The following is a 16,500-nucleotide window of genomic DNA, read 5'->3' as shown; positions in this document are numbered from 1 at the left end:
TGTCAAAATAATCTGCACAATCTGGCGGATATCAGAGGCTTATTCAAGCCCCTCGCGCCCTCTAGACTTCGTCTTTCCTTAATGCGCTGCCTACCATGCCCGCCCCTTCCAAAGTCGCTTTCATCTACCTGCTTGGCTTCGCCCTGGACCTGCTCAACCTGTTCGCCCTGGGCAGCGCCTACCCAGTGATGGGCCAGGAGCTGCAGGCTTCGGTAGCCCAACTGAGCTGGGTCAGCAACCTCTACCTGATTGGCCTGACCCTGGTGATCCCGCTGGGCAGCTGGCTTGCCCGGCGCATCGGCGAGCGCCAGACTCTGCTGCTGTCGCTGCTCCTGTTTGGCCTTGCCACGGTGCTTGCCGGCAGCGCGCGCGCTATTGACAGCCTGCTGCTGTGGCGCCTGCTGCAGGGGGTCGGCGGCGGGCTGTTGATTCCGGTGGGGCAAGCCATGGCCTACCGCGCCTGCCCGCCTGAACAGCGCCACGCCCTGACTGCGCGCGTGATGATGGTTGCCCTGTTGGTACCGGCCCTGTCGCCTGCCGTGGGAGGGATGCTGGTGGATCACGCCAGTTGGCGCTGGATCTTCTTCGCCCTGTTGCCGCTGACCTTGCTCACCGGCCTGTTGACCCTGGCCTGGTTACCGACACGCGTACCGCGGCCCGGTCCCGGCCCCTTGCTCGACCTTGCACTACTGCGCCAGCCGCTGTTGCGCACCGCGATGCTGGTGTACCTGTGCGTGCCCGGCGTGTTCATCGGCGCCAATCTGCTGGCCGTGTTGTACCTGCAAGCACAACTGGGGCTAAGCGCCACCTCCACCGGCGCGTTGATGCTGCCCTGGTCGCTGGGTGCCCTGGCGGCGATCAGTCTGGTGCGCTGGCGCTTCAGGCAATGGGGCCCGCGGCCTTTGCTGTGCGCCGGCATCCTGTTGCAAAGCCTGGCGCTGATCGGGCTGGCAATACCCGGGCTGGCGCAGTTGAAGGGGGTGCAGGTGTTGATCTTCCTGCTCCTGGGCCTGGGCAGCAGCCTGTGCAGCAGTAGCGCACAAAGCCTGGCCTTCATTGCCATCGCGCCCGAGCGCATGGGCGCTGCCAGCACCCTGTGGAATCTCAACCGACAACTGAGCTTTGGCCTGGGAGCTGGCGTGCTTGGGGCCATGCTCGACGCCTTGCTGCCTCGTCCCACAGCCTACACCCAGGTGTTTGTGCTGGCCGCTGCAATCACCCTGCTGGCCCTGCCGGCAGTACTCAAGCTACCCGGGGCGCAAGCCCTGGGGCTTTCCTCTACTGCGTTGGAATCCTGACCATGCCTACTGACCCTGTGTGTTTTGCCGCCGTCATCGACCTCCATGTGCTGATCCAGCAATGGTTGGCCGGCGCGGCCCAGAGCGATCAATTGCCCGCACTGATGGCGCACTTCAGCCCGTCGTTTTCAATGATCGGGTTGTCCGGGCTGCAATTGGACCATGCGGGACTGCACGCGTTGTTCACCCAAGCCTACGGCAAGCGCCCTGGCCTTGAGATCGGTATCGACGAATTGCAACTGATTGCACAAGCCGATGGCCTGACGGTGGTGCATTACCGCGAGCACCAGCACGATGCCCGGGTGCTGCACAGCGTACGGCGCTCGACGGCGGTGTTCGAGCAACTGAAGAATGGCAGCCTACGCTGGCTGCGCCTGCATGAAACGCCCTGCCCCTGAGGCTCAGGCTTTCTTGCGCGTCTTGCGGGGGGTGGCAGGTGCTTTCTTCTCGGTCGCCGTCGCCTTCTTCGCTGGCGCCTTGCGCCCGCCCAGGCTGCGCTTGAGCAGTTCGGTGAGGTCGATGATGTCGGCGCTCTTCTGCTCGCCTTCGCCCTCCAGCGGCTCGACCGTGCTGATCTTGCCCTGGCTGGCTTTCTCCTCGACAAGGTCCATGATGGTGTCCTTGAAGTCGTTGCGGTACTCATCGGGCGTCCACTGCCCGCTCATGTCGTCGATCAGCCGCTTGGCCATCTCCAGCTCGCGCTTGTCGAGGCTGGCCTCACGCACATTTTTGTCCAGCTCCAGGGCATCCAGGCTGCGTACTTCCTCGGGCCAGCGCAGGGTGATCATCACCAGCGCGTCTTCGAGCGGCCGCAGCAGCGCCAGGTGTTGCTGGGTGTGCAGCACGACTTTGGCCAGAGCCACCTTGCCGGTGCTTTCCAATGCCTCGCGCAGCAAGGCGTAGACTTTGCCACCGCGCTTGTCGGGGCTCAGGTAATAAGGCGTCTCGAACTGCTGCAGCGGTATCTCGCTGCTGTCGACGAAGGCGAAAATGTCGATGGTCTGGGTCGCCTCGGGACGGGCCTTGTGGATTTCCTCCTCGCTGATGACCACATAGCGACCCTTCTCGTACTGCACACCCTTGACGATATGTTCACGGCTGATTTCCTTGCCCGTGACCTTGTTCACCCGCTTGTAGCCCACCGGCTCCATGCTGCGCCCATCGAGCCAGTCAAAGTCGACCCGGTCGCTCTTCACTGCTGAATTGAGCGAAACCGGGATATGCACCAGGCCGAAGCTGATGGCACCTTTCCAGATGGCTCTGGCCATGACCGGACTCCTTTGAGGACCGCTGTTAGTGCATGCGACTACCGCCGGCCGCGAAGGTTTGATCCCGCCGACTCACGGCGTCGGATTGCCGCCGGTGACACCGAACACTTCCCCGGTGATATAGCTCGACTCCTGGCTCGCCAGCAGTACATACACAGGCGCGCATTCGGCCGGCTGGCCGGGACGCTTCATGGGCGTGTGGCCGCCGAAGTCAGGGATCTTCTCATCCGGCTGCCCGCCGCTGGGTTGCAGCACGGTCCAGATCGGCCCGGGGGCCACGGCATTGACTCGAATACCGCGTTCGATCACTTGTTTGGCCAAGGATTTGGTAAAGGCCACGATCGCCGCCTTGGTGGTGGCGTAGTCGAGCAACGTCGCCGAAGGGTCGTAGGACTGGATGGAAGCGGTGTTGATAATGGTCGCCCCTGCCGGCATCAGTGGTACGGCGGCCTGGCACAGCCAGAACATCGCATAGATGTTGGTTTTCATCGTGGCGTCGAACTGCTCGCTGCTGATCTGCCCCACCTGCTTGCGTGCCACCTGCTTGCCGGCGACGTTGACCAGGATGTCGAGCCCACCCAGTTGTTCATGGGCCTGGTCGATCAGCTCGCGGCAGAACGCTTCGCTTTTGATATCCCCCGGCAAGGCAATGGCGCGGCGTCCTTCGGCCTCGATCAGCTTGATCACCTCGCGGGCATCGGGCTGCTCAATGGGCAGGTAGTTGAGCACGATGTCGGCCCCTTCACGGGCAAAGGCAATGGCCACGGCGCGGCCGATGCCCGAATCGGCGCCTGTGATCAACGCCTTGCGGCCCCTGAGGCGGCCAAAGCCCTGATAAGTGGTTTCGCCGTGGTCGGGTTTGGGACGCATGTTCAGGTCCAGTCCCGGTGCCGGCTGGGACTGGGCCGGGAACGGGGGATGCGGGTATTGGGTCAGGGGGTTTTGCATCTGGTACTGATTGCGCGGTTTGTCGCTGGACATGGTGGCCTCCCGGTAGCGGATTCAGCGCCAGCAAAGCAGCGCCCGTTTCTACTTGGAAGGAATGGCATGGCCAAGGTTTGAATCGAAATGCTGCCGCGCCGACCAGCGGTCCGCTGGGTAAAAAAGCTGAACTCCAGGCCTGCTGACGTCTCGTAGATAGAACAGTGGATCGCCGCCTCACAGGAGTTATGCCCATGAATCGCCTTCCTTCCCGATTTGCGCTGGGCCTGTTTGCCCTGCTGGCCTTGCAGGCACAGGCCGGTGACAACACCTTCATCGACGAGGCCATGAGCGCCGGCATGGCCGAAATCCAGACCAGCCAACTGGCCCTGGAAAAATCCGACGCTGCAGACATCAAGGCGTTTGCCCGCCTGATGATCAAGGATCACACCCAAAGTAATCAGCAGTTGCTTGAACTGGCAAAAAAGCATGACCTCCCGGCGCCAAACGATGCCGCCCTGGCCGACAAGGCTCGTAAAATGATGTTGCAGGTGCAAGACGGTGCTTCGTTCGATGCCGCCTATGCCAGCCATCAGGTCGATGCCCATGAACAGGCGATCCGCCTGTTTGACGAGCAGCGCCAGTCAACCTCGGCCCCGGCAGACCTGCGCAACTTTGCGACCAATGCCTTGCCGACCTTGCAGCATCACCTGCAGGAGGCCAAGAAACTGGAAAACGAATACCGCGCGGCTGAATGAAGGAGGGCCCAGGCATGAGAATGGCAAACCGCGCCTGTGCGACCTGCCTGCAGATCGACTTTGTCCAGGATACCTTGTTTGGCCCGGTGGCCCGCAGTGCGGAATGCGAGGTGCAGCTGGCGCCGTTGAACCTCAATGGCTTGCCGGGATTGCAGATGCAGGTGCGTGCGCCGGTACCGGACAAGCTTGAGCGCTCCCACAGTGTGGCATTTACCTGGGAGGGCCGGATCTATCGGGGCATCGTGCATTACCACAGGCAGTGTGACGATGGCGGGCTGCAATTGCAGCTGGAATTGCAGTAACCGCCGGCAGCGTCATCCGTTCGGCGGGCAATCAGTAGCCGCTGCCGAAGGACGAGGCTGCGATCGACTGCGTAGCAGTCGCCAATTATCCAGCAGCCTTGCCAGAGGCACAGCCACAGCCACTGGCCGTACACGGTTTGCCGGATGGATGATGGTCGGCACAGGCCTGGCAGCAATACGCCTTGCCTTCACGCATCACCGCATTGGCGCCCACTTTGCAATTGCAGCCGGGGCAGGCACAGGTTTGCTCGTTCATGTCGTTGACTCCTGAGGTTGTGGTCGTCACTGATTACGACTGAACGCACCCTTCGATGGTTCAAAAAAGATGAACCCCCGGCACCCCGCCCGCCTCAATAGAACAGGGAGCGGCAATTCCGCCTTCTGTTCAGTCTGGAGGTCACCATGACTACCCACCTGCTCAAGCTCTTCACCCACCCAGGCGACGCCTGGATCGACATCCGCCACGAGGAAGAACAACACCCGCGCCACTACCTGCCCCACCTGTTGGTGTTTGCCCTGATTCCCGCCTTGTGCCTGTTCATCGGCACCACCCGTTTCGGCTGGAGCCTGGCCGGTACCGAGCGAGTGCGCCTGAGCGTGGGCAGCGCCGCGGAGCTGGGCATTCTCCTGTACCTGACCATGCTGTTAGGGGTTGCCGTCATGGGGGGATTCATTCGCTGGATGTCGCGCACCTTCGATACCCGCCCAAGCCTTGAACAGTGCATCGGATTCGCCGCATACGGCGCCACACCGTACTTTGTGGCAGGTATTGCCGGGCTGTATCCAGGCCGTTGGCTGGCGCTGATCGCCCTGCTGGCAGCCTCGGCCTATGCCACCTTTCTGCTGTTCATCGGCCTGCCCACCTTTTTGCGCCTGCGCAAGGAACAGGGCCTGTTGTATTCGACCAGCGTCTGGGCGGTAGGCTTGCTGGTGCTGGTGACCATCCTGGTGTCGATGATCCTGTTCTGGTTCGACGTGCTGGGGCCGGAATACATGCGCCCGGCAGCCTTGGGCTGAACCGGCCGCATGGGCCTCGGGCTCAGGCAATCGCCCTGGGCTTGAGGCCGGCGTGACTGCACCCGAGACGCTGTTCCTCACGCACCTGGGCCACCAGGTTGGACACGTCGTGGCAGGTGGTCAGGCTGTCCAGGCGTGTTTCGGTGACGATCAGGTCGTCGCCCTGCCCCAGCCGTATCGTCAGCCAGACACCATCGGTGCAAGTGACTTCACAGCACTCGGGCAGAAACGCCTGCTCGATGAGCTGGCGCAGTTCAAGGGTAGAAACACCGATCAGTGACATGGTGCGATCCTCGTGTCGGAAAGCCCGACTTCTCAGTTACCACCGCCAGGCTGGCCAAGGCCAATTGATATTGACGATGGTGCGCCGCTTGCCTCATGTACCCGGGCAATTACATGGGGTCTATCTAAGAAGAAGACTGCAGCTTGAGTGAAGTTCAGTGCACCAACCCAACTGCGCGATGAACGGAAGACCTGCGCCGTTCGTCATCTCACGACAGATAAATTTCAAACTTTGCAGCTTCCGCGATCGCCCAACCTGTACAAGGCAACACTGCCTTGCACTTCCATAGCACAGTGAGGAAGCACATCATGGCTAACAAAGACACTTCCAACCCCGGGAACTTCGCCAACGACCGCCAGAAAGCCTCCGACGCCGGTAAAAAAGGCGGCCAGGCTTCCGGTGGCAACGCGGGTGGCCAGACCCGTAAACCGGAAATGGGCAACAAGCCCGGCATGGGTAACAAGACAGACCGCAAGCCAAGTGGCGGCGGCCGTAGCTGATGGACGAACGACCGGCGCACCTTCGGTGCGTCGGTCTCGAGGCGCGCCGATGAGTCAGCAGGTGATTCATTTTCACTGCCAGATCGACCAGCGCACCACCGAGCGCTTTCGCGACCGGTGCCTGCAAGCCATCGACGAGGGGGCCGGCCAGCTGTTGCTGTACCTGTCGACCACCGGAGGCAGCACCAACTTCGGTTTCTCCATCTACAGCTTCATCAAGTCGCTACCCGTGCCGGTGTGCGCGGTAAATGCCGGCAACATCGAATCGATGGGCATCATCATGTACCTGGCCGCCGGTGTACGCATTGCCGCACCGCACTCGCGCTTTCTGATCCACCCCATGACGTGGCACTTCAGCCAGAGCGCGGTAGACCACTCGCGCCTGCGGGAGTACCTGTCGAGCCTGAACAACGACCTGGAACGCTACGTCCGTATCTTCGAGCTGGAGACGCTGCAGGCCGAGCGCAAGCTGGATATCTTCCAGTGCCTGTCGGCCGAAGAGAAAGTCATCCCCGCCTATGACTCCCTTGCCTGCGGCATCGCCCATCGCCTGGAACAGGTTGTGTTCGACAAGGATGCACGGCACCTGACGATCAGCGGCGAAGACTGAAATCCGATTGAATTTTTTTGCCGCACCGGGACTCAGTCATTGCAGTAGAAGGATTTTTCCAGCGACTGCACTGAAAGGATCGTCAAAGGCCCATGAACGACGCAAAACTCTTCGTGATCGACTACCAACTGCACGGCTCCCCCAAGTCTTTCATCATCCGTGCAGAGAGGATGGACAACGCCGAAGCCTGGCATTGGGCCAGTTGCGACGCGGGTGTTGGCAGGATTGGCCGTTATGGTCGGGAGCAGGTGAAAAAAGTCAGCAAGCCCCTGGCCGAGCGTTATGGCATCACCGCAGTGACCTGGCGCCAGACCGGTTAAGCGCCGGCCAGCGACGCCCACAAATGCTGGGCCGCATAAGCCCGCCACGGGCGCCAAGCCGGCGCGCGTTCGGCCAGTGGCACTGCGGCACCTTCCAGCATACGCAGGGCCTTGACCAGCGCCACATCGCCCAGCGGGAAGGCATCGGCCGCCCCCAGTTGGCGCAAGGCCAGGTACTGCGCGCTCCATGGGCCGATCCCACGCTGCCGGCACAGGCGCTGGACCCACGTCTGCAGGTCGCCATCGGCCCGCAGCAAGCGAGGATCGGCGAGCATCGCCAGCGCCATGCCAGACAAGGTCGCGGCCCGTGAACCGGGCATGCCCAGACCGCTGAGGTCGCCATCAGCGATGGCTTGCGCTACCGGGAATACATGGGTCAGACGCGGCTCGATGGCAAGCGGTGCGAGCAATGGCTGACCATGGCGAACCACCAACCGGCCCGCCAGGGTCATGGCCCCCGCCACGCTGATCTGCTGGCCCAGCACCGTGCGCATGACTTGCTCGAATGCATCCCAGCCCCGGGGGACGCGCAGCCCCGGTCGCGCGGCAATCAGTTGCGCCATGAGCGGGTCCTGAGCCAGTTGTCGTTCGATCAGACCGGGATCGGCATCCAGATCGAATACCCGCCGCACCCGGGCGATCAACCCCGGCAAGACCTGTCGGGGAAGCCCGTACACGCTCAAGGCCAGGCACCGCCCCCTGGCTGGCCGGCACTCGACCATGCCCTGGCGGGTACCGAGCCTTACCGTACGCCGGTAGACGCCTGCCTGCGTGACCTCTATCCCGACGATCGAGCGCGCCGCCAGAAACCCCAGCATCGACGGCCAATGATACGGCGCGCGGTACTTGAGCCACACCGTCAGCACCGGTTGGCCGCTTACCTTGCAGCGATAGGCATGAAGCGCAGTGGTCTGGGTCATCGGCAGGGCCTGTTGAACATGTTGGATACCGACAGTGATGTTACAAAGAATTTCAGACAAGTACCGGGGTCTATTCCATACCTGCCCCGTGGAATCGCAACCATGAAATTCGAACGCTTCGCCCAGGCCATGTCACGGCGCACCGGCAGCTCGCACACCTTCGTTCTGGCGTTGGTGCTGATCGTCATCTGGGCAGCCACCGGACCCTGGTTCGACTACAACGATACCTGGCAACTGATCATCAATACCTCGACCACCATCATCACGTTCCTGATGGTGTTCCTGATCCAGAACACCCAGAACCGCGACAACGATGTGCTGCACCTGAAGATCGACGAATTGCTGCGCGCCACTAAGGCTGCGCACAAGGCCATGCTCAACCTGGACGACCTGGACGCCCGGCAGCTCAAGAGCCTGTTGCAGGAATACAAGGAGATCGGCGCCAACGACGTTGAAGCCCTGGAGCCTGAACCAGACACTGCATCCGGACGCCGTGAGCGTCCGGATGCAGAGCGGTGACCGGTATTACTTACCGTTGGTGAGGGTGTTGTAACTGGTGATCAGGTTGCGGTAGTCCGGGATGTGGTTGGAGAACAGCGTACCCAGGCCCTCGATGTCGTTGCGCCAGTCGCGGTGCAGTTCGCACGCCAGGCCAAACCAGGTCATCAACTGGGCACCGGCTTGTGACATGCGGTCCCAGGCCGAATCACGGGTCAGCGCGTTGAAGGTCCCCGAGGCGTCGGTCACCACGAACACTTCAAAGCCTTCGGCCAGGGCCGACAGTGCCGGGAACGCCACGCAGACTTCAGTCACCACGCCAGCGATGATCAGTTGCTTCTTGCCCGTGGCCTTGACCGCCTTGACGAAGTCTTCGTTGTCCCAGGCATTGATCTGGCCAGGACGGGCAATGTACGGCGCGTCCGGGAATTGCTCTTTGAGCTCGGGTACCAGCGGGCCGTTGGGGCCGGTTTCAAAGCTGGTGGTGAGGATGGTCGGCAGGTTGAAATACTTGGCCAGGTCACCGACGGCCAGTACGTTGTTCTTGAACTTGTCCGGATCGATATCACGCACCAGCGACAGCAGGCCAGTCTGGTGGTCGACCAGCAGGACCGCGGCGTTGTTCTTGTCCAGACGGACGTAGGGTTTGCTCATGGTCTAACTCCTTGCGTTGGGATGTCGATGCCATGTGGGCATCCGACATGAGGGATCAGCGGGACGAATCCAGTTGTTCGTTTTCTGTGGCGACCTGTTGCGCCTTGAGGTAACTCTCGATCAGCAACTGGTAGTGCGGGAACACCGCGCTGTAGGCCTCGGCCCACTGCTGGGCATCCGCACGGTTCCAGGTGCGCTGTACTTCCGAGCAGACGGCAGCGGTGTCCATCGGTACCACACCGGCCTGCATCACACGGGCCAGGGTCACTTCCTGGGCCATCTTCGAATAGGTGCCGCTGGCATCGATCACGGCAAACACCTGGTAGCCGGCATTGACGGCGCTGATGCTCGGGAAGGCCATGCACACGCTGGTGATAGTGCCGGCGATGATCAGCTGCTTTTTACCGGTGGCTTCAACGGCGGCGACGAACTCGGGATTGTCCCAGGCGTTGATTTCACCTTTGCGTGCGACGTATTTAGCGTGGGGCGCGGCTTCGTGGATTTCCGGAATCAGCGGGCCGTTGGGGCCTTGGGGAACAGAGGCGGTGGTGATCACCGGGATCTTGGCCAGGCTGGCGATCTTGGCCAGGGTGATGGCATTGGCCCGCAGTTCGGTCATGGGCATGTCCTTGACCGTCTGGAACAGACCGCTCTGGTGATCGATCAGCAGCATTGCAGCGTTATCAGGGTCGATACGCGGGACCTGGCCATTGAAATTGGCAACGTTGGCAAATGTACTCATGACACATTCTCCTTGGGGGTGGAGTGCAGGTTGTGCCTGCCATCCGGGTCAAGGCCGCCCTGACGGACGGCCTTCGGGTTTATGAGACTAGCTGTCGTGTCGCGGTCCGCTCGGGCCGTTCATCTGTCCAAAACGCCCGGCACGAAAATCCTCGAACGCCTCGGCAATTTCAGCGTCAGTGTTCATCACGAACGGGCCGTAACCCACGATCGGCTCGTCCAGCGGCTCGCCGCTGAGCAGCAGCACCAGGGCCTCGGTTTGCGCTTCGAGCAACAGCTCGTCTCCGGCACGGTCGAACAGCACCAACTGCGCCGGGCCTACTGCACGCTCGCCGTTCACCAGCACCTTGCCGCGCAGCACCACCAGTGCCGTGCTGCGTCCTGCTGCGCTGGGCAAGCGCACCGGCGCACCGGGCTTGAGTTGCAGGTCCCAGACATCCATCGGCGTGAAGGTGTGTGCCGGGCCCTTATGGCCGCGGTACTCACCGGCAATCACCCGCAGGCTGCCGCTGCCGGCACCCAGGGGCACGGTAGGGATGTCACTGGCCAGCAAGGTCTGGTAACCGGCCGGGGCCGATTTGTCCTTGGCAGGCAGGTTGACCCACAGTTGGACCATCTCCAGGGTGCCACCCGACTTTGCGAACGCTGGCGAATGGAACTCTTCGTGCAGAATGCCGTTGGCGGCGGTCATCCACTGCACATCGCCCGGGCCGATCTGGCCGCCGGCACCGGTGGAGTCGCGGTGCTCCAACTCGCCCTGGTAGACGATAGTCACCGTCTCGAAACCGCGGTGGGGATGCTGGCCAACGCCACGACGGGCTGTGGTCGGGGTGAAATCGTGGGGGCCTGCGTAGTCCAGCAACAGGAACGGGCTGATGTGCTGGGCCAGGTTGTCGTAGGTGAACAAGCTACGTACTGGAAAGCCATCACCGACCCAATGTGGATTGGGGCTGCTGTAAACGCCTTGGATCTTTTTCATGAGAATGCCTCCTCTCGTGTATGGATATACCTTACGAGCGCAACGACATCTGCGGTAGATCAGTTAAACTGCCCTCAGCGTTCCATATGGAGAACACTGGTGGAAGACCTCAACGACCTTTACTACTTTGCCCAGGTGGTCGATCACGGCGGCTTTGCCCCCGCTGGCCGCGCCCTGGACATGCCCAAATCAAAACTCAGTCGACGCATCGCCGGCCTGGAAGAACGCCTGGGGGTACGCCTGATCCAGCGCTCGACCCGGCACTTTTCGGTCACCGAAATCGGCCAGGCCTATTACCGCCATTGCGTAGCCATGCTGGTAGAGGCCGAGGGCGCGGCCGAACTGATCGAGCGCAACCGTGCCGAGCCCCAGGGCGTGGTACGCCTGAGTTGCCCGACGGCCTTGCTGGATTTCTGGGTGGGGGCGATGCTGACCCGCTTCATGGTCCAGTGCCCGCTGGTGCAATTGCACATCGAAAGCACCAACCGCCATGTCGACCTGATCCAGGAAGGCATCGACATTGCCTTGCGCGTGCGCGTGCCACCGCTGGAAAGCAGCGACCTGGTGATGAAGGTACTGGCGCGCAGCACGCAGCACCTGGTTGCCGCGCCCGAGCTGATGCAGAGCCTGCCGGAGCGCCCAGTACCGGCGGACCTGAGCGCCCTCCCCAGCCTGCACTGGGGCAATCCGCAGCGTGATTACCACTGGAACCTCCAAGGCCCGGACGGTGCCAGTGCGAGTATTCGCCACACCCCGCGGCTGGTTACCGATGACCTGGTGGTATTGCGCCAGGCGGCGGTGGCCGGCGTGGGCGTGGTACACCTGCCGTTGGTGGTGGTACGCGAGGACATCGATGCGGGTCGCCTGGTTCGTGCAACGCCGAACTGGGCGCCGGAATGTGGCGTGGTGCATGCCGTGTTTGCATCGCGGCGGGGATTGCTGCCTTCGGTGCGCAGCTTGCTGGACTTTCTGGCCGCGGAGTTTGAAGCCAGCGACATCGCCTGACGGTGGGACTGTCGCCTCGCATCGCGGGGCAAGCCCGCTCCCACCGCTGCAGGAGCGGGCTTGCCCCGCGATGGTCAAATCCCACAAGCGCCGCGCACGGCTAACAGCATCACCACTAAAAATGGATACGCGCGCGGGGCAAGTCCAGACGTCGCCCCACTCCTACAGCAGGAACGCCTGTACACGCTCACTGCAGGCAGCAGGATCCTCCTGCATGAAACAATGCCCGCCGGCCACCTGCAAAGCCGCCACATGATGGTTGCCCTGCACCCAATGCTGCACTGATTGCGGCACAAACGGATAGGTATCCTCGCCATAGATCACCAGGCACGGCGTCTGCACCTGCGTCAGCGACGCCCACATCCGCCGCGGAAACGAACTGAAGATTTCCACCTCGCGACTTGGCCGGCACTTGAGCACCACGCCCTCGCCACAATCGCCAATGGCGTGTTCGATGTAGGACTGCAGTGCAGGTTCGCTCCAGCCCTTGAAAATCCCCCTGCCCTCCAGCGATGTCCGCGCGGCGGATCGATCCGGCCAATGGCTGCGCCGAGTGGCCGCCTTGCGCGCCAGCGCATGACGCTGGTGCAAACCCACCAGCCGGGCAGCGCCCATCAGGCCCATCATCCGGCGACTGAACAACACCGGGTCGAGCAGCACCGCACGCTGGAACAACTGTGGTCGCTGCGCCAGGATCAGGCCCGTGAGCACCCCGCCAAAGCTGTGGCCGACAGCATGACGTGCAACCTCGCCATACTCGCCGCGCCCGGCTTCGAAGGCCTCGATGGCAAGCTCGGCAGTACGGTTCCAGCCCGCGAAGGGGCCGCCATGATCGCTGTCGCCATGGCCTTGCACATCACACAACCAGAGGTCGAAATGCTCGGCAAGGCGCGCCAGCAAGGGCTGGTACACCAGGCTGCAAAAGCCGTTGCCGTGTAGAAAGTGCAGCAGGGGTTTACCGCTGGCGGGTGAGCGCCAGCCACGCAAGGTAAAGCCGGCACTCGTGTCATGGGACCAGGGAATCAACTGCATGTGCCCGCTTGCTCTTGTCAGGAAAAGCTCGATTCTACAAAGAGCAGCGGGTACAGGGATATCACCAGCAACGCGGCCATCAGGACATTGAACAGCATCAACCAGCGCGGTTTCTGCAAAACGCTGCGCAAGGCACTGCCGAACATCACCCACACACAGACGCTGGGCAGGTTGACCAAGGCAAATACAGTGGCGATGACGATCACATTGGTCACGTAGCCCTGGGCCGGCGTGTAGGTGGTGATCGCCCCCACCGCCATCACCCAGGCCTTGGGGTTGACCCACTGGAATCCCGCCGCGCCCCAGAAGCCCAACGGCTTGCGGCTTTGGCGATCACTGACCGACAACGGCCCGGAGGTGGCAATCTTCCACGCCAGGTACAGCAGGTAGGCCGCGCCCACGTAGCGCAATACGGTGTAGATCGGCGGGTAGGCTTTGAACACCTCGCCCAGGCCAAAGCCCACCGCCAGTACCATGACCATGAAACCCACGCTGATGCCCAGGGCGTGGGGAATCGAGCGGCGTACACCGAAGTTCACCCCCGAGGCCAACAGCATGGTGTTGTTGGGCCCCGGGGTGATCGAGGACACGAAGGCGAACAGCACGAAGGCAGTTATCAGGTCGAGTGAGCTGAGCATGGCGGGCGTTCCAAGGGGGTCAGGGCTGTATTGACACTAACGGAGCACTGCCCTGCCCCCACCATACAGTTGGCAAAAATATCGCCGCTACACTTGACTGTCCTGTTTACGCCAACGCCTCGGCGATGAAGTCCAGGCGGTCCTGGCCGAAGAACATCTGCTCGCCGACAAAGCAGCTGGGCGCACCGAAAACGCCGCGGCGCACGGCCTCTTCCGTAGCTTCCTTCAGGGCTGTCTTGACCTCGGCATCGGCCGTCCAGGCCAGGAACTGCTCCGCATCGAAACCCGCCTCCTGCAGTACCGCTGCCACTATCGCCGGGTCAGCCAGGTTGCGCTGCTGCACCCACAGGGCCTGGAACATGGCCGTGACATAGGCCTCGAAACGCTGCGGCTGGTGCAGTTGCACGGCCACCGCGCCGCGCATCAGGTTGAGGGTATTGATCGGAAACCCCGGCGGGAACGCCAGGGTCACGCCATAGCGCTGGGCAAAGCGTTGCATGTCGACGAACACATGGCGGGCCTTGGCCGGCACCATCGCCGGTGACGCATTGCCGGTGGCCTGGAACACCCCGCCCAACAGCATCGGCCGGTACACCAGTTGCGCCCCGTGACGGGCACAGAGGCTCGGCAGTTGGGTCCAGGCCAGATAACTGGCAGGGCTGCCCAGGTCAAAGAAATACTCAACGGTCTTGCTCATGGCACAGCTTCCTTTTTTGTTGTATGGGACTTACCAGCGCTCCATCCAGGGCCGCAAGTCGAGCTCGAAGGTCCAGGCATCACGCGGTTGGCTGTGCAGGTACCAGTAGCTGTCGGCGATGTGAGCAGGGTCGAGGATACCGTCCTGGTCCTTGAGTGCGTAACGCTCTGGAAAGGTGTCGCGGATGAACGCGGTATCAATGGCACCGTCTACCACCACGTGGGCGACATGAATATTACGGGGGCCAAGTTCGCGCGCCATGCTCTGGGCCAGGGCCCGGATACCGTGCTTGGCGCCAGCAAAGGCGGCAAAGCCGGCGGCGCCGCGCAAGCCAGCGGTAGCGCCGGTGAACAGGATCGTGCCGCGCTCGCGGGTGGCCATGCGTCGTGCCACCGCCTGACTGGTCAAAAAGCCCGCGAAACAGGCCATTTCCCAGATCTTGAAGTACTTGCGTGCCGTTTCCTCAAGAATGCTGCACGGCACGTTGGCGCCGATATTGAACACAAAGGCTTCGATCGGGCCGATGCTGCCCTCGATCTGCTCCACCAGTGCAGTCACCTCATCTTCCTTGCGCGCATCGGAGCCAAAGCCATAGGCCTCGCCACCGAAGGCGCGGATCTCGTCCACCAGCGGCTGCAGCTTGTCGACGCTGCGCCGGGTGACACAGGCGACATAACCCTCACGGGCAAAACGCTTGGCAATCGCCCCGCCGGTCGCATCTCCGGCGCCTACCACCAGCACCACTTTCTTGCCCTGGGTCATCCATCGCCTCCATTAGTAAACGATCATTTAGTTAACGAACGCTATGCTATGATCCTGGCTTCGTCAAGGTGCAAAACGGGACCCGCCAGCGTGCGCTACTCCACTACCCACAAAGAACAAACCCGGCAAAAACTGCTGGAAAGCAGCGGCGCCCTGGCCAAGCGCGGGGGCTTCAACGCCACCGGCGTTGCCGGTTTGATGAAAGCCATCGGCCTGACCGGCGGCGCGTTCTACAACCACTTTGCCTCGAAAGACGACCTGTTCACCGAAGTGGTACGCCGCGAACTGTCCCACAGCCCGATGGCCCAGCAACCGATGAACCGCGAGCGACTCGAGCGTTGCCTGGACCAGTACTTGACCCTCGCCCATGTGCACAACCGAGAAGGCGGTTGTGCCATCCCGGCCCTGGGCGCCGAAATCGCCCAGGCGCCGTTGCCCGTGCGTGAAGAAGCCGAGCACTGGTTGAGTGCCCTGCAACACGCCTGGGCCGATACCCTCCAGGACCCGGCCCTGGCCTGGGCGCTGCTCAGCCAATGCGTGGGCGCTCTGGTGATTGCGCGCATGCTGGCCTGCGAAAGCAGCCAGCAGGAAGTGCTCAAGGCCTCTCGTGAATTCCTGGCCGGAGCCCTGCATGATCACCCGTGAAGCTTATTGGCTTGGTCTCGCCCTGCTCTTGCCCCTGAATGCCCTGGCCGCCTGCCCCGCCGGGCAGTATGAAATCTGCCTGGGCACGTGCATCTGCTCGCCGTTCGATCCGGGCCAGGCCGGCACCGTGCTCGATGACCTCGGACGCATGGCCAGCAGCTCTCTGGCCCTTGCCTTGCAACAGGCGCGCAACACGGCTGCGGTTGGCGAGGTACTGCCGATCCCCTTGCACATTCGCGCCCAACTCGAACCCTATTACGACTTTCAGGTGCTCGACGCCGCGCGCTACAAGGTCGGCGACCAGCAGGCCCTGGACAGCGCCAACGCCCTGCTGCAGAACCCGGACGTCAACGCCGTGACCCTGATCGACATCATCGTCTTTCGCAACCAGGCCGATGCCGAGGACAACGCCGCGCTCTGGGCCCACGAACTGCAGCATGTGCAGCAGTACCAGCAATGGGGTGTGGAGGAGTTCGCTCGGCGCTACAGCCGCGACTTCGACGCGGTGGAAGCACCGGCCTACGAGATCCAGGCCAAGGTCAGCAAGGCCCTGCGCGAGCGCGCTTCCGGGCAGGCGCGCTGAACTACACTTAAAATTCCCACTACGGGAAATCGCCCGAGGTTGCCGATAGCTGCGACGACCCCGTTGACG

At 62.4% G+C, this 16,500-nt stretch carries 24 protein-coding genes; 12 read left to right on the top strand and 12 right to left on the bottom strand.

Annotated features, from left to right (window positions below; genetic code table 11):
• Positions 1-95: 95 nt before the first annotated feature.
• Both ABVN19_RS07680 and ABVN19_RS07675 read left to right on the top strand, forming a co-directional pair.
• Positions 96-1,298: an MFS transporter gene (locus ABVN19_RS07680; protein ID WP_105642687.1), complete on the top strand. Its 1,203-nt coding sequence runs from the start codon at positions 96-98 to the stop codon at positions 1,296-1,298.
• A gap of 2 nt (positions 1,299-1,300) precedes the next feature.
• Positions 1,301-1,696, top strand: a complete 396-nt coding sequence (locus tag ABVN19_RS07675; RefSeq protein WP_028942052.1) for a hypothetical protein — start codon at positions 1,301-1,303, stop codon at positions 1,694-1,696.
• Between the two features lie 3 nt (positions 1,697-1,699).
• Here the strand turns inward: ABVN19_RS07675 and ABVN19_RS07670 are convergent, their stop codons facing one another.
• Together ABVN19_RS07670 and ABVN19_RS07665 are read right to left on the bottom strand one after the other, a co-directional pair.
• On the bottom strand, positions 1,700-2,566 hold the full coding sequence (locus ABVN19_RS07670; protein WP_028942051.1) for a Ku protein: 867 nt from the start codon (positions 2,564-2,566) through the stop codon (positions 1,700-1,702).
• A 72-nt stretch (positions 2,567-2,638) separates the two neighbouring features.
• A complete protein-coding gene (locus tag ABVN19_RS07665) occupies positions 2,639-3,547 on the bottom strand; it encodes an SDR family oxidoreductase (RefSeq protein WP_105642686.1) in 909 nt (302 codons plus the stop codon).
• 194 nt (positions 3,548-3,741) lie between these two features.
• Between ABVN19_RS07665 and ABVN19_RS07660 the strand changes: the two genes are divergently transcribed.
• A complete protein-coding gene (locus ABVN19_RS07660) occupies positions 3,742-4,245 on the top strand; it encodes a DUF4142 domain-containing protein (protein ID WP_028942049.1) in 504 nt (167 codons plus the stop codon).
• Between the two features lie 14 nt (positions 4,246-4,259).
• Positions 4,260-4,547, top strand: coding sequence for a hypothetical protein (locus tag ABVN19_RS07655; RefSeq protein ID WP_028942048.1), 288 nt, complete (start codon positions 4,260-4,262; stop codon positions 4,545-4,547).
• An 85-nt stretch (positions 4,548-4,632) separates the two neighbouring features.
• Here the strand turns inward: ABVN19_RS07655 and ABVN19_RS07650 are convergent, their stop codons facing one another.
• Positions 4,633-4,803, bottom strand: coding sequence for a metallothionein (locus tag ABVN19_RS07650; protein WP_028942047.1), 171 nt, complete (start codon positions 4,801-4,803; stop codon positions 4,633-4,635).
• Between the two features lie 146 nt (positions 4,804-4,949).
• Between ABVN19_RS07650 and ABVN19_RS07645 the strand changes: the two genes are divergently transcribed.
• On the top strand, positions 4,950-5,564 hold the full coding sequence (locus ABVN19_RS07645; protein ID WP_028942046.1) for a Yip1 family protein: 615 nt from the start codon (positions 4,950-4,952) through the stop codon (positions 5,562-5,564).
• A 22-nt stretch (positions 5,565-5,586) separates the two neighbouring features.
• Here ABVN19_RS07645 and ABVN19_RS07640 read toward each other — a convergent pair whose 3' ends face one another.
• Complete coding sequence (locus ABVN19_RS07640) at positions 5,587-5,847, bottom strand: DUF1652 domain-containing protein (protein WP_028942045.1); 261 nt, start codon at positions 5,845-5,847, stop codon at positions 5,587-5,589.
• Between the two features lie 308 nt (positions 5,848-6,155).
• On the opposite strand from ABVN19_RS07640, the gene ABVN19_RS07635 reads away from it, so the two are divergent.
• The 3 genes from ABVN19_RS07635 to ABVN19_RS07625 all read left to right on the top strand — a co-directional run bounded on the left by ABVN19_RS07635 (position 6,156) and on the right by ABVN19_RS07625 (position 7,277).
• Complete coding sequence (locus tag ABVN19_RS07635; RefSeq protein ID WP_028942044.1) at positions 6,156-6,347, top strand: KGG domain-containing protein; 192 nt, start codon at positions 6,156-6,158, stop codon at positions 6,345-6,347.
• A gap of 49 nt (positions 6,348-6,396) precedes the next feature.
• On the top strand, positions 6,397-6,957 hold the full coding sequence (locus ABVN19_RS07630; RefSeq protein WP_028942043.1) for an ATP-dependent Clp protease proteolytic subunit: 561 nt from the start codon (positions 6,397-6,399) through the stop codon (positions 6,955-6,957).
• A gap of 92 nt (positions 6,958-7,049) precedes the next feature.
• A complete protein-coding gene (locus ABVN19_RS07625; protein ID WP_028942042.1) occupies positions 7,050-7,277 on the top strand; it encodes a DUF6555 family protein in 228 nt (75 codons plus the stop codon).
• Here the strand turns inward: ABVN19_RS07625 and ABVN19_RS07620 are convergent.
• Complete coding sequence (locus tag ABVN19_RS07620; protein WP_084167915.1) at positions 7,274-8,197, bottom strand: AlkA N-terminal domain-containing protein; 924 nt, start codon at positions 8,195-8,197, stop codon at positions 7,274-7,276. The two genes, ABVN19_RS07625 and ABVN19_RS07620, sit on opposite strands and share 4 nt — an antisense overlap.
• A gap of 102 nt (positions 8,198-8,299) precedes the next feature.
• On the opposite strand from ABVN19_RS07620, the gene ABVN19_RS07615 reads away from it, so the two are divergent.
• Positions 8,300-8,716, top strand: coding sequence for a low affinity iron permease family protein (locus ABVN19_RS07615; RefSeq protein ID WP_028942040.1), 417 nt, complete (start codon positions 8,300-8,302; stop codon positions 8,714-8,716).
• A 6-nt stretch (positions 8,717-8,722) separates the two neighbouring features.
• On the opposite strand, the gene ycaC is transcribed toward ABVN19_RS07615, so the two are convergent.
• From ycaC to ABVN19_RS07600, 3 genes are all read right to left on the bottom strand, one after another.
• Positions 8,723-9,349, bottom strand: a complete 627-nt coding sequence (ycaC, locus tag ABVN19_RS07610) for an isochorismate family cysteine hydrolase YcaC (RefSeq protein ID WP_028942039.1) — start codon at positions 9,347-9,349, stop codon at positions 8,723-8,725.
• A gap of 55 nt (positions 9,350-9,404) precedes the next feature.
• Positions 9,405-10,091: a hydrolase gene (locus ABVN19_RS07605; protein WP_028942038.1), complete on the bottom strand. Its 687-nt coding sequence runs from the start codon at positions 10,089-10,091 to the stop codon at positions 9,405-9,407.
• Between the two features lie 87 nt (positions 10,092-10,178).
• Positions 10,179-11,069 (bottom strand): pirin family protein, encoded by an 891-nt coding sequence (locus tag ABVN19_RS07600; RefSeq protein WP_028942037.1) that lies wholly within the window; start codon positions 11,067-11,069, stop codon positions 10,179-10,181.
• A 96-nt stretch (positions 11,070-11,165) separates the two neighbouring features.
• Here ABVN19_RS07600 and ABVN19_RS07595 point away from each other — a divergent pair, with 96 nt between their 5' ends.
• Complete coding sequence (locus ABVN19_RS07595) at positions 11,166-12,074, top strand: LysR family transcriptional regulator (RefSeq protein ID WP_028942036.1); 909 nt, start codon at positions 11,166-11,168, stop codon at positions 12,072-12,074.
• A gap of 162 nt (positions 12,075-12,236) precedes the next feature.
• Here the strand turns inward: ABVN19_RS07595 and ABVN19_RS07590 are convergent, their stop codons facing one another.
• The 4 genes from ABVN19_RS07590 to ABVN19_RS07575 all read right to left on the bottom strand — a co-directional run bounded on the left by ABVN19_RS07590 (position 12,237) and on the right by ABVN19_RS07575 (position 15,203).
• Entirely contained in the window at positions 12,237-13,106 is an 870-nt protein-coding gene (locus ABVN19_RS07590) for an alpha/beta hydrolase (protein ID WP_105642684.1), read from the bottom strand.
• 17 nt (positions 13,107-13,123) lie between these two features.
• Positions 13,124-13,744 (bottom strand): LysE family translocator, encoded by a 621-nt coding sequence (locus ABVN19_RS07585; protein ID WP_028942034.1) that lies wholly within the window; start codon positions 13,742-13,744, stop codon positions 13,124-13,126.
• A gap of 106 nt (positions 13,745-13,850) precedes the next feature.
• Complete coding sequence (locus tag ABVN19_RS07580; RefSeq protein ID WP_028942033.1) at positions 13,851-14,441, bottom strand: 2-hydroxychromene-2-carboxylate isomerase; 591 nt, start codon at positions 14,439-14,441, stop codon at positions 13,851-13,853.
• 30 nt (positions 14,442-14,471) lie between these two features.
• Complete coding sequence (locus ABVN19_RS07575) at positions 14,472-15,203, bottom strand: SDR family oxidoreductase (protein ID WP_105642683.1); 732 nt, start codon at positions 15,201-15,203, stop codon at positions 14,472-14,474.
• 90 nt (positions 15,204-15,293) lie between these two features.
• Between ABVN19_RS07575 and ABVN19_RS07570 the strand changes: the two genes are divergently transcribed.
• Positions 15,294-15,848, top strand: coding sequence for a TetR/AcrR family transcriptional regulator (locus tag ABVN19_RS07570; RefSeq protein ID WP_028942031.1), 555 nt, complete (start codon positions 15,294-15,296; stop codon positions 15,846-15,848).
• Complete coding sequence (locus ABVN19_RS07565; RefSeq protein WP_105642682.1) at positions 15,835-16,431, top strand: DUF4157 domain-containing protein; 597 nt, start codon at positions 15,835-15,837, stop codon at positions 16,429-16,431. The genes ABVN19_RS07570 and ABVN19_RS07565 overlap by 14 nt, the downstream gene beginning before the upstream one ends.
• Positions 16,432-16,500 lie beyond the last annotated feature (69 nt).

This window comes from Pseudomonas vranovensis, from assembly GCF_040438935.1.
In the GTDB taxonomy this organism is placed as follows: domain Bacteria; phylum Pseudomonadota; class Gammaproteobacteria; order Pseudomonadales; family Pseudomonadaceae; genus Aquipseudomonas; species Aquipseudomonas vranovensis.
Note: the sequence above shows the minus strand (reverse complement) of the source record. Positions and strands in the feature narration are given on the sequence as shown.

Coding starts and splice junctions, on each gene's coding strand:
- ABVN19_RS07660 (WP_028942049.1), top strand. CDS start 3,742: ATGAATCGCCTTCCTTCCCGATTTGCGCTGGGCCTGTTTGCCCTGCTG.
- ABVN19_RS07670 (WP_028942051.1), bottom strand. CDS start 2,566: ATGGCCAGAGCCATCTGGAAAGGTGCCATCAGCTTCGGCCTGGTGCAT.
- ABVN19_RS07650 (WP_028942047.1), bottom strand. CDS start 4,803: ATGAACGAGCAAACCTGTGCCTGCCCCGGCTGCAATTGCAAAGTGGGC.
- ABVN19_RS07590 (WP_105642684.1), bottom strand. CDS start 13,106: ATGCAGTTGATTCCCTGGTCCCATGACACGAGTGCCGGCTTTACCTTG.
- ABVN19_RS07580 (WP_028942033.1), bottom strand. CDS start 14,441: ATGAGCAAGACCGTTGAGTATTTCTTTGACCTGGGCAGCCCTGCCAGT.
- ABVN19_RS07665 (WP_105642686.1), bottom strand. CDS start 3,547: ATGTCCAGCGACAAACCGCGCAATCAGTACCAGATGCAAAACCCCCTG.
- ABVN19_RS07605 (WP_028942038.1), bottom strand. CDS start 10,091: ATGAGTACATTTGCCAACGTTGCCAATTTCAATGGCCAGGTCCCGCGT.
- ABVN19_RS07600 (WP_028942037.1), bottom strand. CDS start 11,069: ATGAAAAAGATCCAAGGCGTTTACAGCAGCCCCAATCCACATTGGGTC.
- ABVN19_RS07575 (WP_105642683.1), bottom strand. CDS start 15,203: ATGACCCAGGGCAAGAAAGTGGTGCTGGTGGTAGGCGCCGGAGATGCG.
- ABVN19_RS07615 (WP_028942040.1), top strand. CDS start 8,300: ATGAAATTCGAACGCTTCGCCCAGGCCATGTCACGGCGCACCGGCAGC.
- ABVN19_RS07625 (WP_028942042.1), top strand. CDS start 7,050: ATGAACGACGCAAAACTCTTCGTGATCGACTACCAACTGCACGGCTCC.
- ycaC (WP_028942039.1), bottom strand. CDS start 9,349: ATGAGCAAACCCTACGTCCGTCTGGACAAGAACAACGCCGCGGTCCTG.
- ABVN19_RS07630 (WP_028942043.1), top strand. CDS start 6,397: ATGAGTCAGCAGGTGATTCATTTTCACTGCCAGATCGACCAGCGCACC.
- ABVN19_RS07585 (WP_028942034.1), bottom strand. CDS start 13,744: ATGCTCAGCTCACTCGACCTGATAACTGCCTTCGTGCTGTTCGCCTTC.
- ABVN19_RS07635 (WP_028942044.1), top strand. CDS start 6,156: ATGGCTAACAAAGACACTTCCAACCCCGGGAACTTCGCCAACGACCGC.
- ABVN19_RS07565 (WP_105642682.1), top strand. CDS start 15,835: ATGATCACCCGTGAAGCTTATTGGCTTGGTCTCGCCCTGCTCTTGCCC.
- ABVN19_RS07645 (WP_028942046.1), top strand. CDS start 4,950: ATGACTACCCACCTGCTCAAGCTCTTCACCCACCCAGGCGACGCCTGG.
- ABVN19_RS07620 (WP_084167915.1), bottom strand. CDS start 8,197: ATGACCCAGACCACTGCGCTTCATGCCTATCGCTGCAAGGTAAGCGGC.
- ABVN19_RS07640 (WP_028942045.1), bottom strand. CDS start 5,847: ATGTCACTGATCGGTGTTTCTACCCTTGAACTGCGCCAGCTCATCGAG.
- ABVN19_RS07680 (WP_105642687.1), top strand. CDS start 96: ATGCCCGCCCCTTCCAAAGTCGCTTTCATCTACCTGCTTGGCTTCGCC.
- ABVN19_RS07675 (WP_028942052.1), top strand. CDS start 1,301: ATGCCTACTGACCCTGTGTGTTTTGCCGCCGTCATCGACCTCCATGTG.
- ABVN19_RS07655 (WP_028942048.1), top strand. CDS start 4,260: ATGAGAATGGCAAACCGCGCCTGTGCGACCTGCCTGCAGATCGACTTT.